Source organism: Streptococcus sp. ELY_125 (assembly GCF_058314535.1).
This window is the reverse complement of the sequence record NZ_JBZFUM010000002.1, coordinates 118,240-133,157: the sequence shown is the minus strand read 5'-3', so window position 1 is coordinate 133,157 and position 14,918 is coordinate 118,240. Positions and strand designations below refer to the sequence as shown.

The 14,918-nt window shown below is 41.7% G+C and carries 10 protein-coding genes; 6 read left to right on the top strand and 4 right to left on the bottom strand.

Going from position 1 to position 14,918, the window contains the following annotated elements; all coding sequences use genetic code 11:
• The first annotated feature begins 8 nt into the window (after window positions 1–8).
• A complete protein-coding gene (locus AC4HAL_RS01520) occupies window positions 9–755 on the top strand; it encodes a hypothetical protein (RefSeq protein WP_491092639.1) in 747 nt (248 codons plus the stop codon).
• Window positions 756–857: 102 nt separating this feature from the next.
• Here AC4HAL_RS01520 and AC4HAL_RS01515 read toward each other — a convergent pair whose 3' ends face one another.
• On the bottom strand, window positions 858–1,610 hold the full coding sequence (locus AC4HAL_RS01515) for a MurR/RpiR family transcriptional regulator (RefSeq protein WP_491092638.1): 753 nt from the start codon (window positions 1,608–1,610) through the stop codon (window positions 858–860).
• Window positions 1,611–1,780: 170 nt separating this feature from the next.
• Between AC4HAL_RS01515 and AC4HAL_RS01510 the strand changes: the two genes are divergently transcribed.
• The 3 genes from AC4HAL_RS01510 (at window position 1,781) to AC4HAL_RS01500 (ending at window position 6,838) form a co-directional block, all read left to right on the top strand.
• Window positions 1,781–3,640, top strand: coding sequence for a glucose PTS transporter subunit IIA (locus AC4HAL_RS01510; RefSeq protein WP_491092637.1), 1,860 nt, complete (start codon window positions 1,781–1,783; stop codon window positions 3,638–3,640).
• Between the two features lie 708 nt (window positions 3,641–4,348).
• A complete protein-coding gene (locus AC4HAL_RS01505) occupies window positions 4,349–5,821 on the top strand; it encodes a glycoside hydrolase family 1 protein (protein WP_491092636.1) in 1,473 nt (490 codons plus the stop codon).
• 99 nt (window positions 5,822–5,920) lie between these two features.
• Window positions 5,921–6,838 carry a hypothetical protein gene (locus AC4HAL_RS01500; protein WP_491092635.1) on the top strand — a complete coding sequence of 306 codons (918 nt, stop codon included), beginning with the start codon at window positions 5,921–5,923 and terminating at the stop codon, window positions 6,836–6,838.
• A 302-nt stretch (window positions 6,839–7,140) separates the two neighbouring features.
• Here the strand turns inward: AC4HAL_RS01500 and gloA are convergent, their stop codons facing one another.
• Window positions 7,141–7,533, bottom strand: a complete 393-nt coding sequence (gloA, locus tag AC4HAL_RS01495) for a lactoylglutathione lyase (RefSeq protein ID WP_447451643.1) — start codon at window positions 7,531–7,533, stop codon at window positions 7,141–7,143.
• 93 nt (window positions 7,534–7,626) lie between these two features.
• Window positions 7,627–8,304 (bottom strand): NAD(P)H-dependent oxidoreductase, encoded by a 678-nt coding sequence (locus tag AC4HAL_RS01490; RefSeq protein ID WP_491092634.1) that lies wholly within the window; start codon window positions 8,302–8,304, stop codon window positions 7,627–7,629.
• Between the two features lie 491 nt (window positions 8,305–8,795).
• Between AC4HAL_RS01490 and AC4HAL_RS01485 the strand changes: the two genes are divergently transcribed.
• Window positions 8,796–10,337 (top strand): ClC family H(+)/Cl(-) exchange transporter, encoded by a 1,542-nt coding sequence (locus AC4HAL_RS01485; RefSeq protein WP_491092633.1) that lies wholly within the window; start codon window positions 8,796–8,798, stop codon window positions 10,335–10,337.
• 105 nt (window positions 10,338–10,442) lie between these two features.
• Here AC4HAL_RS01485 and AC4HAL_RS01480 read toward each other — a convergent pair whose 3' ends face one another.
• Window positions 10,443–11,528: a M24 family metallopeptidase gene (locus tag AC4HAL_RS01480; RefSeq protein ID WP_491092632.1), complete on the bottom strand. Its 1,086-nt coding sequence runs from the start codon at window positions 11,526–11,528 to the stop codon at window positions 10,443–10,445.
• 1,492 nt (window positions 11,529–13,020) lie between these two features.
• On the opposite strand from AC4HAL_RS01480, the gene AC4HAL_RS01475 reads away from it, so the two are divergent.
• Window positions 13,021–14,670: a phosphoenolpyruvate carboxykinase (ATP) gene (locus AC4HAL_RS01475; protein ID WP_491092631.1), complete on the top strand. Its 1,650-nt coding sequence runs from the start codon at window positions 13,021–13,023 to the stop codon at window positions 14,668–14,670.
• Window positions 14,671–14,918 lie beyond the last annotated feature (248 nt).

Below are 14,918 nucleotides of genomic sequence, written 5' to 3'. Positions count from 1 at the left end.
GTGTTAATTTGGTAGATAAATTTTTTTCGGAGCTATATGAGATATGTGTAAGAAAGCTGATTGATAACGATTGGCTTGATAGAGCTGTTATATTTTTAGTCATATTATGTTTTAGATTTAATCCTAAATTACTGGAAAGCTTCCAATTAAAACCATTATTCTCTGGAAATTACTACCTTACTCCGATTGGTAACTTAATAGAATTTATAAATAAGTATTATATTAATTTAGCTTTCTATTTAGTACTACCTTATATAGCATCTCTAAGTGTTTATAGCGTATTAGTATGTGTTTATGGATTGCTAGAGAAGATCTCATTAAAAAGAAATAGATCATTAAGATTAAATGATTATCTCGATTTTATGTTTGATTCGAAGTTACTTAGAAGGCTTACTATTGGGAGTTTGCGGTTATTATTTTATTCTGTGAAATATTTATGGGCAAAATGGTTTCCATTATTTTTATGTGTAATGCTGCTTTACTATGGTAATGATTTTTGGACGAATATAACAGCTAGCCATATTAATTCTGTTGATCCTACGTTTGCTGGTAATTCTTTTTGGATTTTTGTTTATAGATCATTGTGGTATAGTGATAAACTAACTTTTAATGTAGTTTTCGATATTGAATTACTTTCGCATACGATGTATTTAGGATATAGACTTTTTAATTTACCACCTTGGTTTTCAGAAATATTTTCAGGAAGTATAAAATACATTGAAAGGAAAATTTCCTCAGAAGAAATTAAGAAATAACTTTTGTATTTTAAGACAGTATAAATAATAGACCTCCTATTCACATTAGAACAGGAGGTTTATTATTTTTATAACAAGACATTTTGCAATATTATACCTAAGTTATCGCATTTCCTGATGAATGAGGTTCAGCAAGATTTCGACAAAGATAGAAGAAATAGATTGGGGGTCAATGATAGATTGCCTGTTAATGGAGCTGCCGGGCAAGACAATAGTATGTCTGAAATACTTATCAATCTGAGAACCTTTATTGATGGTAACAAGGTAAGAGTTTTGAGGCATGTTATGCTGCAATGCAGCTAGAGAAGCCCTGTAGTTGCCCATATCTCCTGACAGTGAGAACATGATCAGGGTATCCTCTTCGCGTATAATATTGGTCAGATGGGCTCCGCTGTTTAAATCACCAGCAAAATAACTGGGGATCCTCAAATCTTGAAGCCCCATGTGTAAAAATCTAGCGGGCAGGGATGAGTAGTAGATACCGAAAATATGAACCCTTTGACCGTTTAAAATGGCCTGAATAAGCTGGGTAATATTATTCCGATCAACATTTTTAAATTGTCTAGCCAAACTAATATAATTATCGGTCATATCATCCAGAGGATCAAGGGATTCCTTGCGGTGATGGTGGTGGAGATAATCTATGGCATCATAACGAAAGTCTTTGAATCCTCTGTAGCCCAGTGTTTGGCAAAATCGTTGTACCGCTGCAGTAGAAGTATGTGAAAGATCAGCAATTTTAGTAATGGTATACGTTTCCAGAGTATCAATATGATTCATAATATAGTGATAAACCTTTTGTTCAGTCTTGGAAAAATCTGAGCTATGCTGTTCGATTTGTTCTAAAAAATTCATGTTAATAAAGACTCCTGTAGCTTTCATTTTACTGAGTTTCAAAGCAATTGTCAAAAGTCTTGACTTTTATTTAAACAAGATTGACAACGCTTTCAAAAAAAGATAAAATCAACTTGTTAAAAATAATTTTATCCTGTGATAAAATTATCAAAAGTTAGAGGGAGGCTCTTATGGACTATCAACAGTTAGCAGACAACATTGTAAAAAATGTTGGAGATGTAGATAATATAACCGTCTTATCTCATTGTATGACGCGATTGCGTTTTAATTTAAAGGACGTCTCTAAGGTCAATAAGGGAGCCTTAGAGCAATTAGAAGGGGTTATCGGTACGGTTTACGCTGGTGGTCAGTATATGGTGATTTTAGGGCAGCACCTAGTTCCAGTCTACGATGCTATCATGAGGACCTATGATATTAAATCTGGCGGTGTCGTTGATGAGAATTTGGATGGGGATTTAGGAAATAAAGAAGGCTGGACTTGGAAGAATGCACCAAATAAGATTATCGGCTTTATATCCAGTTCTGTCACCCCGATGATTCCTGCCTTAATCGCAGGTGGTATGTTGAAAGTTGCCTTAATTTTGATAACGACCTTTATCAGTAAAGACTTTGAAACCTCTTCAACGTATTTGCTGCTGTCAGCCATCGGGGATGCTCCCTTTTACTTTATGCCTATTTTTGTAGCCTACGGTGCAGCTACAAAACTGGGTGGGACACCTATTTATGCTATGGTGTCGGCGGCAGCTTTATTACATACGAATTTCACCACTTTAGTGACGGCAGGGAAGCCAATTGATCTCTTTGGAATCGATGTTCGCCTGCTGTCATATGGCACATCCATGCTGCCAGCCCTGCTGATTGCAATTGTTGCCTATTACGCTGAAAAATATTTAAATAAGATTATCCCTAATATTTTTAAAGCTATCTTTGTTGGTATGGGGACAATTTTCATAGCAGGTAGTCTCGGCTATCTTGTCCTAGGGCCTCTTGGCAACATTGTCGGACAAGGTATTGCAGCAGTCTTCATGTTTCTAGACAGTACCGTAGGTCCTCTAGCTGTAGGACTTCTTGCAGCAGTTTTACCTTGGATGGTTATGGCAGGGATGCATACAGCCATCACACCGTTCATGCCCCAATTGCTTTCTAATCCGGGCTACGATGCTATGCTTCGCCCAGCCTTCCTTATGCATAATATGGCGGAAGGCGGTGCTGTCCTTGGTGTTATCGGACGAACTAAAGACAAGGTAAAACGTAGTGAGTTTATTTCAATAGCAATTGGCTGTATTGTCGCCGGTGTGACAGAACCAGCTATTTACGGTGTGAACCTCAAATATAAAAGGCCCATGTACGGCGTTATGGCTGGTGGTTTTGCCGGTGGTTTTGTTGCCAGTCTTTTAGGGGCTCGTGCTTTTGAAATGGGCTACTCCAATGTCCTAGCTTTGCCAATCTTTGCCAATACTGCTATGGCAGCCTTTGTCGGAATTATAACAGCCATTGCTGTTGCCGCTCTTGTGACCTTCTTTATGGGAGTTGACGTTGATGAAAAAAGCAGCAGTCAGACTATTACAGAACCTGTACAAAAAGTGATCCCAGACGATGCTGTAGTAGCAATAGCCGATGCCGAATTGCTCCCTCTTGAAAAGGTTAACGATGAAGTCTTTGCGCAAAAAATGATGGGGGACGGTCTTGCCTTTCAACTTGAGAGTGACTTTATCACTTCTCCAGTCAATGGTGAACTAACTACAGTATTTCCAACCGGACATGCCTTCGGGGTAAGACGACCCGATGGTGTAGAAATTTTAGTCCACATTGGTATCAATACGGTTGAATTAAAAGGGCAGGGCTTCGATGTTTTAACCCAAGCTGGAGAAACCGTCCGTGCTGGCCAGCCAGTGGTTAAAATTGACCGTGAAGCGATTGCTCAAGAGGGTTATGATACAACAACGATGTTGGTTATCGCTAATGCAAATGGTAAGGATATCACCCTCAAAACCCAAGGTAAGGTTAAACAAGGAGAACGGTTGAATTGAACACGGGCCTAATTTCCTCGGGAAAAAGAAGGAGCTTCTTGTGTGTCAAGCACACGGCGTCGCTCCCCTATTTTCCTATCGGAAATTTTCGCCAAGCGAATCGGCCCTTAGCGACACGACGTTTGGTTAGTCGATTTTACTAACCAAACGAAGTTAGTGGAAGAGGTAGCCAATTCACTTTAGTGATTGGCGTTTGGTATCAAGTGCGGAGCACTTAGATAACAAGCCTCTGCCGTATCTTAGTAACTGAACTCGCCTACGACTCTGTGAAATTAGACTCGCTTTCCTAGAATCTTCAGCGATTCTTCGTCAGGCTCTCTAAATTTCTTTGAGTCGCTTACGGCTTAGTATCTTGTAAATTGAACCGCCTACGACTCTGTGAAATTAGACTCGCTTTCCTAGAATCTTCTGGGATTCTAGGAGGACTCCCTAAATTTCTTTGAGTCGCTTAACGGCTTAGTATCTTGTAAATTGAACTCGCCTACACTCCTGTGGAATTAGATAAATGTCGCTCGATTCTTAATGAATCGTCACTCCATTTCCTAAATTCCTTTGGAGTGCTTAACGGCTTAGTATCTTAATAATCGAACACGGGCTGCGGCTTGTGCAAAAAAGATAGTTTCTTCCTAGACGCCAGCGTCTTCGTCGAACCTCCTATTTTTGCTTGATCCGCGGACGCCCTTAGTATCTCAATATAAGGAGGAGACTATGTCTTATCAATTACCTCAAGGTTTCTTATGGGGAGGTGCGACCGCTGATTTTCAGTATGAAGGCGGCTTTGGAGAAGGAGGACGAGGGCTTCTCTCTCATGATTTTGAGACGGATGGTTCTTTGGAGTCCCCCCGTCACCATACCATGAGCATGCCTGATGGTTCTATTATTACACCACGTTCATCTTTCTTTTACGCAGATCCTGTTCCCAAAGAAGCGGAGCCTATTTTCCTAGATGATGAATATTATCCGAGTCACAAGGCTGTTGATTTCTACCATCATTATAAAGAAGATATTAAATTGATGGCAGGAATGGGCTTTAATGTTTTTCGTTTTTCAATTTGTTGGAGCCGTATTTATCCGACGGGAGAAGAAGCAGAGCCAAATGAAGAAGGGCTTGCCTTTTATAATGATGTTATTAATGAGATGGCAAAATATGGTATGGAACCTCTAATTACAATCTGTCATGATGAAATGCCGATGAACCTAGCACTGAAATACGATGGCTGGTCCTCGCGTTATGTTATTGATGCTTACCTTAAATACTGTAAAACTTTATTTGAGCATTACGGCGATCGCTGTCGCTATTGGCTGACTTTTAATGAAATCAATGCGGTTCGGGGATTTGGTCCTTGCGGTACCAGAAACTCAACTGGGCAGGATCGCTATCAAGCAGCTCACCACATGTTTGTGGCCAGCGCCAAGGCTGTCAAATTGGGGCACGATTTAATGCCAGACAGTCAATTTGGCGCCATGTATGCCATGAGTGAACTTTATCCTGCCACCTGTAAACCCGAAGATGTCTTTCATCGTCTGCAAGAGCGCCGTGAAAATTGGTATTTTATCGATATTATGGGGCGTGGCTATTATCCGCGATATAGCAAATCCCTTTGGAAGCGTCATGGGGTTGATGAGCTTCAAATTGAAGACGGTGATGAGGCGATTTTGTGTGAAGGTCAGTTGGACTTCATCTCTTTTAGTTATTATCGTTCGAACACGACTCAGGCAGGTGATGATTGGTTTAATGTAGGCGGATCTAGCAATCCCTATCTTAAAGAAACCCCCTGGGGGTGGGCTGTTGACCCCTTAGGCCTTCGGCATGTCATGAATGAGATTTTTGACCGCATTCAAAAACCGCTCTTCATTGTAGAAAATGGTATGGGAGCTATCGATCAGGCTGATGAAGACGGTTATGTTGAGGATGACTATCGTATCGACTATCTGCGTGATCATCTGCAAAATATGGCTGATGCCATTAATATTGACGGTGTCGACTGCCTTGGCTATACGATGTGGGCACCGATCGACCTCGTTTCCTTATCCACTGGTGAAATGAAGAAACGTTACGGCTTTATCTATGTGGATATGGATGACAAGGGTCGTGGTAGCCTCAAGCGCACTCCTAAAAAGTCTTACCAATGGATAAAAGCAATCATTGCCTCTAATGGTGCCAAGTTAGCTGAAATCTAAGTACCAGTCGGCTTACTATATGCTTTCTCTTTGAGAGTTGCTCACAGTGAGGAAATCATTTCAAGTAAGAAACTTTGTGCACGCAGCGGGAGGACAAAAATGGCCATAAAGCATAAAAAATCTTCAAGATGGATCGCTTTCTTCCTCAGCCTAGTAATTGTTTTAGGTATGCTGGTTCTAATTTTGCACCCCAAAAGTGCAAGTGAAGAACCCCAAATTTATGGTGTGACCGTTGATGATACTTGGGAAGGTGAGGTTTCTACCAAAGAGATTGTCAAGGCTCTGGAAGCTATGCCTGTGCGGCCGACCGTCCGAATTGTGATGTCCAAAGAAAAAGATCCCAAGGATTATGTTCCCCTCTTCAAAAAGATCGCGCCAGTAGCTGATATCATGGCTCAGCCTGTTGACTCCTATGATATGAAGGCTTATCCTGATGTTGCTTCTTACCGCCAGCGCTTTCAAGAATCTCTGGACTATCTCGCCGACTACACAACGATTTGGGAAGTGGGCAATGAAGTTAATGGAACGGACTGGATTAAACAGCGCCCAAAGCTCATTATGAACAAGGTCGAGGCTGCGTACGAAGTCGTTAAAGAAGCCGACCAGCAAATAGCAGTGACTTTCTATTATGAAAATCCTAAAGACCGTGATATGATGGCTTGGATCGATCATCATGTCCCTCAAAAATTAAAACAAGGACTGGACTTTAGTTTTATTTCTTATTATGAAGATGATAACAAGGGCTATCAGCCAGACTGGAAGTCTGTCTTTCAGGAGTTTCAAGACAAATTTCCACAATCTAAAGTAGGTATGGGAGAATGCGGCAATACAGCCGATTCAGCTACAACAGCCAGCAAAACAGCTATGATGCGGCATTATTACCGCCAGCCGGCTTATACTGAGCACTATGTCGGAGGCTATTTTTGGTGGAACTGGGTTCAGGACTGTGTTCCTTATGAGAACAACCGAGTTTCTCAAGAACTTAATCGTATTTTAAAGCAACAAAAAGGATCATAGAGCAGTTTTTGCGAATCTCAAGGAATAAGGCAGTCTTTGATTTTGTTGGAGTGACGGTGGCTAAGAGTTAAATAAAGAGTCAAAATTAAATAATCATTGCCAAGAGAGGGCCTGCCCCTCCACGGTAGAATGATGGTAGCTCATAAAATTTTTTCAGCTAAAATGGTTTCTCAAGTCTATTTTACTGGAAATTTTATGAGTTTTTTATTGCACTTATATGGTAAATTCTAGACAGAAAAATCCCCCATAGCTGGAAATTTTAGCATCCAGCTGTGGAGGATATTTATCCTAGTTTTAAACACTTACTTGCTATTAAACTTTTGTAAATCGATGACTTCTATTTTATAGCCATCTGGATCAGTAACAAAGTAGTACATATTAGGTTTACCAGGCAGCCCTTTGATATCGGTCACAGTATAGCCAGCCTTCTTATGAGCTTGATGGGTAGCATCTAAATCCTCGACACCAACAGCAATATGACCGTAGCCATCACCAAGGTCATAGTCACCATGACCGTAGTTGTAGGTGAGCTCTAACTCATAGTCTGGATCATCATCCAAAGCCATATAAACAAGCGTAAATTCATACTCAGGGAAATCATTGCGACGGACTTCCCTAAATCCTAGAGCTTCTTGATAAAAAGCAAGCGAGGTCTCCAAATCTTTGACGCGAACGCAGGTATGCATAAATTTCATAAGTCATAATACCAAGAACAGATCAAACTTACAGCAACTGGTAAGTTTGTAGCTGTCCATTTATTTCCTTTCTGTAATAATTAATTATAAATACTAGTCCAGCCAAGTAATGACCTCTTGGCGAGGTTTACGTGAACGCGGATGCTTGGGATCTTTGAGGCGGTAGCCAAAGGAAACCATGCTGGCAATCCCTTCTTTGCTAGGATCAATAATGTCTTCTTGCGCTAGAATAGTATTGACGTCATCGTAGTTAAATCCCTCGATGGGACAGGAGTCAATCCCCATTAGTGATGCAGCAGTCATCATATTTCCCAAGGCAATATAGGTTTGTTTGGCTGTCCAATCAAAGAGAGCACGCGGATTGTCAGCTATCTTCATATCTTGCTCTTGGAAAGAGCGGTAGCGTTCCAACCTTGACTCCAAGTCTGTTTTTTCAGTAAATCCACGGCGGATAAGACTTTGCTTCATGATTTGACTATCATAGCGAGCATTTTTTTCAGCTAGGAGCAAAACAAAATGACTGGCGGTATCAAGCTGGGGAGCTGCTCCCCAAGCGACTTCCTTGAGTTTAGGAGCTAGATCAGCAATATGGGTTCTATCTAAGACAACAAAACGCCATCCTTCCAAGCCAACAGAAGAAGGACTAAGCCAAGCTGTATCAAGAATAGTTTCCATATCTTCATGGGAAATTTCGTCTTCATTATAGACGCGAACAGCGACACGGTGATCAAAGGCCTGACGAATTTGCTCCTTGATATTTTCTTTTGTCATATTGACCTCCATCTTTATAAAGATATTCAGCCTGTCAAAGGCAAACTAAAGTAGAAAACCGGCGGATAAACGTCACAGCAGCTGACACTGAGAACTGCAAAGAAATCAAATCTTGGCATTCGGTTGAAAATTCTGATTTCCAAAACACTTATTATTCCAGAAACAATCCTATTTTGTTAAAAACAAAAGCTCAAACAGGTAGCTCTTCTGTCCTGATGTGTTTCAGCCGAGTTCAATTTAGCATCTTCATCATATCATTTTCTTAAAATCTGCGCTAATATTTAAGAATAATATGGTAAGATAAAAATAGTAAGTCTTGCTTTTTCTGGTAATACTGGCAGTAGACACAGGAAATAAAATCATTTGGATTCTCAGCTAGAGTAGTTGCTGTCCCAATGTCGTTACTTACCAGTACAAGATAGATTCGAGATCGTAAGGAAAAGACCTGTGCTTCTTAAACAACAGGTTAGATTAGTGAAAGAGAGGATCATATGCAAAATCAGCGGAAAGAATTTGGTTACTTATCCAGCTCCATTTTAATTTCTGTTTTTCGAGGCCTGCTAGTCGGCCTTTTTTCCGGCTTTATGGTCAGCGCTTTTCGGTATCTTATTGGCCTTTTGTTTGGTCAGTTTCAAAGGGCTTATCGTTTGTCGCATCAGCTGCCTTGGATTTTAATAGTTATACTGTCTATTTATCTCATCTATAGCTATATAATTGGCCGCCTTATAGTCACTGAACCAGATATTAAAGGGTCGGGAATTCCGCAAGTTGAAGCCGAGCTTAAAGGCTTGATGAGTCAACAATGGTGGTCAGTTCTTTGGAAGAAGTTTTTGGCAGGAGTACTGGGGATTTCCAGCGGTTTAATGCTGGGGCGCGAAGGCCCAAGCATTCAGGTGGGAGCTGTCAGCGGTAAGGGGATTGCTCGCTACCTTAACCTTAGTAAGCTGGAGGAACGTACCCTGATCGCTAGCGGTGCCGCAGCGGGAGTCTCAGCTGCTTTTAATGCGCCGATTGCGGGACTCCTATTCGTAGTGGAAGAAGTTTACCACCACTTTTCTAGTCGGGTGTGGATCACCGCTCTTTCAGCCAGTCTAATAGCCAATTTAATCTCCCTGCGAGTCTTTGGTCAAACACCGGTGCTGGCCATGCCTAGTCAACTTCCTTTACCCCGTTTATCCTCTTATGGACTCTTTATCCTGTTAGGATTCTTCCTAGGATTTCTGGCCTATCATTATGAAAAGGTCATTTTGAAAATGGCTGACTACTATGCTGCTTTAGGAAAATGGTTGCACCTTAAGTCCCACTATTACAGCCTTGTCGCCTTCGTTCTGATTCTGCCTCTGGGGTATTTTGCCCCTTGGCTGCTAGGCGGGGGAAATGCCTTGGTTCGTTCCCTTTCAACCATGCAGGCACCAATTCTTCTCTTTCTTGTCCTCTTTGTTCTGCGCTTTTGCTACAGCATGATGAGTTATGGCTCTGGCTTGCCGGGCGGAATCTTTTTGCCCATTTTAACCCTGGGAGCCTGTCTAGGAGCCTTCTTTGGCCGTATTTTTCTTGAATTGGGCTGGATCACCCCCAGTGAATTCCCTCTTATTATCATTCTAGGAATAAGTGCCTATTTTGGTGCTATATCCAAGGCTCCTTTGACAGCCATGATTTTGGTCTGTGAGATGGTTGGAGATTTGCGCCATCTGATGGCTTTGGGGACAGTGACCTTAGTAGCCTATATTGTTATGGATATGCTGGGTGGGGCTCCGGTCTATGAAGCCATGCTGGAAAAACTTTTTGAAGGGAAGCAGCCTGACGCTGACGATAGTCCTCTGACATGGATAGAGCTGCCGGTTTCGTCGAAGATAGCCGGCAAAGCGGTTTATCAACTGGAGCTGCCTAAGGATGTTCTGATCACCAGTCAGCGTGAAAATGGTAAGAGCCATATTGTTTCGGGCAGTACCAAACTTATTTTGGGCAACGCGATTAACATCGTTCTACCTGAAGACAAGATTGATCAAATCAGGCACCTCTTGCTGGACTAGAAAAAAATTACAGAGGTGGTGTTCTAAGCAAGCCTTGAGGGGAATTAAAAAAAGTGGGACAGGCGTAGTAATAGCTTCTCTATCACTGTGCCTGTCCCAAACTCTTTATAAATCAAAATATTGCAGTTTTTTAGGTGTTTGAGTAAAGGGTTGGAAGCCATCCTTGCCCACACTGCCGCAATCTTCAATACGGACACCGACTCGACCTGGGATGTAAATACCTGGTTCAACCGAGAAGCACATGCCTTCTTGGAGAACTAAGTCGCTTCCTGCCATAATAGATGGGTATTCGTGCACCTCTATTCCGAGGCCATGTCCGAGACGATGGTTAAAATAATCACCGTAACCGGCTTTTTCAATCACCCTGCGAGCAGCAGCGTCTACTTCGCCAGCGGTGACGCCTGGCTTGATCACCTCTTGAGCAGTCAGTTGAGCTTCTAGACAGATCTTATAAATATCTTCCTTGAATTGATCGGGGCGGCCGATAGCCACCGTCCGCGAGATATCGGAGGTATATCCTTCACAAACGACTCCTAAGTCAAAGAGTAGGAGCGCATCATTTTGAATACGGTTAGTACCAGAGATACCATGAGGGTTGGCGGCATTATTTCCGGTTAGGACAAGAGTATCAAAACTCATCTGACGGATGCCCTTTTTTTTGAGTTCATACTCGATTTGGGCTACCAAATCCATCTCGGTTCGACCAGCACGAATATTATCAAATCCAACCTTGACAGCATAGTCAGCGTAGACACCAGCCACCAGAAGTTTATTGAGCTCTTCTGGTGATTTGATCAGACGCATTTCCTGAATCAAGGGTGTGATATTGTCAAAACGTCCTAGAAAGACTGATTGTAGACCATTGAATTTAGTGACGTTAAGGTGATCAAATTCAATATAAATGATATTCGAATCAATTCTAGGCAGGCTGAGACGGATTTTCTGCCAAGGATTTTCAGCATCGTTATAACCTATTACCTCAAACTTAACAGTTTGACGAGCCCTAGCTACTTCTAATTCTGGTAGGAATAAAATAGGCTCCTGATCGCTGTAAATGAAGAGAAATAGCTGGCGTTCATGGGGATCACACTCAAACCCAGTGAGATACTTGACTGTAACAGGATCGGAAATAATAGCCAATCGGGACTGGTTCTGAACCAGATAGTTACGGATGTGAGTCAATTTTGACATGGCAAAACCTCTTTTCATGATAATAACTGTCTTTATTCTTTCAAAAAATCTACTAAAATGCAAGCCTTTCAAAAATTTTATCACAGGTGACAATTTCTCTGACGCTGAGTCAAAATTTTGTGTTAGAATAGAACTATATTGAAGCGTTTTCAAAAAATGAAAATGTTACACTACTTTTCGAAAACAAAGAGGGAAAAGTAGTCGGATATGGCCCAAAAGCCCAGAATTTAGCTGGGGGTCGCCTTGTTTGTAAGCAAATGATGTTGACCTCCTAAAATTCCAGTCGCTTTTGACGCCCTTAGGGACACGACGTTTGGTTAGTCGATTTTACTAACCAAACGAAGTTAGTGGGAGAGGTAGCCAATTCACTCTAGTGATTGGCGTTTGGTATCAAGTGCGAAGCGCTTAGATAAGAAGCCTCTGCCGTATCTTGAGAATTGCGACCCTTCGAACCTTCGGTCGATCGTACCGAAGGTTCGAAGTTAGTAATTGGCATAGCAAACTACCATGGTAGTTTGTGTAGTAGAGCAAGACCTAAGGTCTTAGCGATACTTTGTCAATTGAACACGGGCTAAAAGTTCGGGATTTGGATAAGTCTCCTTGTGTGTCAGGCACACGGCGTCGCTCCCCTATTTTCCTATCGGAAATTTTCGCCAAGCGAATCAGCTCTTAGTATCTTAATAATTGAACACGGGCTGTGGACTTGGCTAAAAAGATAGCTTCTCCTAGAGTCTTTTGGACTCTGCGTCAAATCTTCTATTTTAGCTGTGTCCACGGGCGCCCTTAGTATCTTGGTAATTGAACTCGCCTACGACTCTGTGAAATTAGACTCGCTTTCCTAGAATCTTCAGCGATTCTTCGTCAGGCTCCCTAAATTTCTTTGAGTCGCTTAACGGCTTAGTATCTTGTAAATTGAACTCGCCTACGACTCTGTGAAATTAGACTCGCTTTCCTAGAATCTTCAGCGATTCTTCGTCAGGCTCCCTAAATTTCTTTGAGTCGCTTAACGGCTTAGTATCTTGTAAATTGAACTCGCCTACGACTCTGTGAAATTAGACTCGCTTTCCTAGAATCTTTAGGAATTCTTCGTCAGGCTCTCTAAATTTCTTTGAGTCGCTTAACGGCTTAGTATCTTGTAAATTGAACCGCCTACGACTCTGTGAAATTAGACTCGCCCTCCTAGAATCTTCAGCGATTCTTCGTCAGGCTCCCTAAATTTCTTTGAGTCGCTTAACGGCTTAGTATCTTGTAAATTGAACCCGCCTACACTCCTGTGGAATTAGATAAATGTCGCTCGATTCTTAATGAATCGTCACTCCATTTCCTAAATTCCTTTGGAGTGCTTAACGGCTTAGTATCTTAATAATCGAACACGGGCTGCGGCTTGTGCAAAAAAGATAGTTTCTTCCTAGACGCCAGCGTCTTCGTCGAACCTCCTATTTTTGCTTGATCCGCGGACGCTCTTAGTATCTTAATATAAGGAGGATGCCATATGTCAACACGCCAGAAATTTACCGATGCAGAAATGCGAGCGAATACGCCTTATTTCTCATCCTTGAAAACAATTATCGAGACAGCTTTTTACGAAAATCAGGTTAAGTCTGTTGAGAGTTTAGAAAAAGCTTATGAACTTGCTTCAAAAGCGGCAGGAACAGTCGTTTTAGACATGCCAGTAGCCCACACACAGGAGCTGGGGTTACCTTCTGATGCGCGTGTCTTGCTGACTAATTCTGGGGCTATTGTAGGCCGTACAGCGAGAGCCAGACGCATTTATGGCCGCGATTCCAAAGAGGATCAAACGCTGCATCCTATTGTACGCGAGGCAGTTTGGCAGGCTCACAGGAAAGCCTTTTATCGTGCTGATGCTGTGGTAGGTCTGGATGAAGAATTTATGGTTCGTGCCCACCTTATGGTCCCAGAAGATGAGATTCCCAACCTCTATTCTTGGCTGCTCAACTTCCAAATATTAGATGAAGAATTTAATAAGCGTTTGGCCGCTTCCAAGATCTATGATGAGGATGATATTTTTATCTTTTTTGATCCTGAATGGACTCACCCGGATTATCCAGATGGCTTAGTCTACTTTGATGTCCAGCACAACTGTGCTATAATTCTGGGCTTGCGCTATTTTGGGGAGTTAAAGAAGTCGACTTTGACTCTAGCTTGGAGTACAGCTGCTAGAAATGGCTATGTAGCCTGCCATGGTGGTTTAAAAATTTTCAGAGAAAAAGAAACTGGTAGCTCCAACAATTTTGTCGCTTCCTTCTTTGGTCTGTCAGGTTCTGGTAAGTCTACGCTGACCCATGCTAAGCATGATGATAAGTATGATATTGAAGTACTTCATGATGATGCTTTTGTTATCTCAACGGCAGATGGCTCTTCAATTGCCTTAGAACCTTCGTATTTTGATAAAACAAACGATTATCCGACAGGCCATAAGGAGCAGGATTACTTTATAACTGTACAGAATTGCGGTGTGACTCTGGATCAAGAAGGGCATAAAAAACTCGTAACAGAAGATATTCGCAATGGTAATGGACGGACTGTGAAGTCTCGCTACTCAACTCCTAACCGTGTGGACCGTATTAGTGACCCCATCAAGGCTATCTTTTGGATCATGAAGGATGATAGTCTTCCGCCATTGGTGAAAATTGATGACCCTGTCCTAGCGACGACTATGGGTTGTACTTTGATGACGAAACGCTCCAGTGCTGAAAATACCAAGGGCAATCAGAAGGACTTGATTATTGAGCCGTTCGCTAATCCTTTCCGCGTTTATCCTCTAGCAGAGGATTTTCAAAAATTTAGAACACTCTTTGAATCCGGTGTTGACTGTTATATTATCAATACAGGGCAGTACATGGGCCAAGCCATTCCTAAAGAAGTTTCGCTAGATATTATTGAATATGTTGTTGAAGGTAAAGGTGACTTCAAATCCTTTGGTTCTTTATCTGGCCTATCTTACCTAGAGCTAGAAGGCTATCAGGTACCAGATTTTGGTGATGATTACAAGCAGCTAATTCGAGAAAGAATGCAGGTCAGAAGAGACTTTTTAAGTTCCTTCAATCAAGAAAATCCTGAAAATACTCTGCCAGCTCAAGCTATTTCTCAAATGGAAGCAGTACTGAAAAGTCTTAACTAGTTTTTGCTTCAGTTGAAAAAGCTGTTATTATCGCTAACAAACCCAAGACAGTCCCCCCTATTAGTTTGGTGGGGGCTTTGTCATTTTCTGATAAAGAAGCCCCTCCTCTTCTGTCATGAGGCTATCCCGATGATTTTATATGTTTTTAAGATAATAGCGCTCAAGTTGATGTTTTTTTGAAAGGGCATACAAAAATTTCAAAAATTGAGTTATAATTATTGAAAGTGTTTACAATATGTGATAATATA

Excerpts from the sequence above, each read along its gene's own strand:
- AC4HAL_RS01515 (WP_491092638.1), bottom strand. The coding sequence starts at position 1,610 with ATGAATTTTTTAGAACAAATCGAACAGCATAGCTCAGATTTTTCCAAG.
- AC4HAL_RS01510 (WP_491092637.1), top strand. The coding sequence starts at position 1,781 with ATGGACTATCAACAGTTAGCAGACAACATTGTAAAAAATGTTGGAGAT.
- AC4HAL_RS01505 (WP_491092636.1), top strand. The coding sequence starts at position 4,349 with ATGTCTTATCAATTACCTCAAGGTTTCTTATGGGGAGGTGCGACCGCT.
- AC4HAL_RS01500 (WP_491092635.1), top strand. The coding sequence starts at position 5,921 with ATGGCCATAAAGCATAAAAAATCTTCAAGATGGATCGCTTTCTTCCTC.
- gloA (WP_447451643.1), bottom strand. The coding sequence starts at position 7,533 with ATGAAATTTATGCATACCTGCGTTCGCGTCAAAGATTTGGAGACCTCG.
- AC4HAL_RS01490 (WP_491092634.1), bottom strand. The coding sequence starts at position 8,304 with ATGACAAAAGAAAATATCAAGGAGCAAATTCGTCAGGCCTTTGATCAC.
- AC4HAL_RS01485 (WP_491092633.1), top strand. The coding sequence starts at position 8,796 with ATGCAAAATCAGCGGAAAGAATTTGGTTACTTATCCAGCTCCATTTTA.
- AC4HAL_RS01480 (WP_491092632.1), bottom strand. The coding sequence starts at position 11,528 with ATGTCAAAATTGACTCACATCCGTAACTATCTGGTTCAGAACCAGTCC.
- AC4HAL_RS01475 (WP_491092631.1), top strand. The coding sequence starts at position 13,021 with ATGTCAACACGCCAGAAATTTACCGATGCAGAAATGCGAGCGAATACG.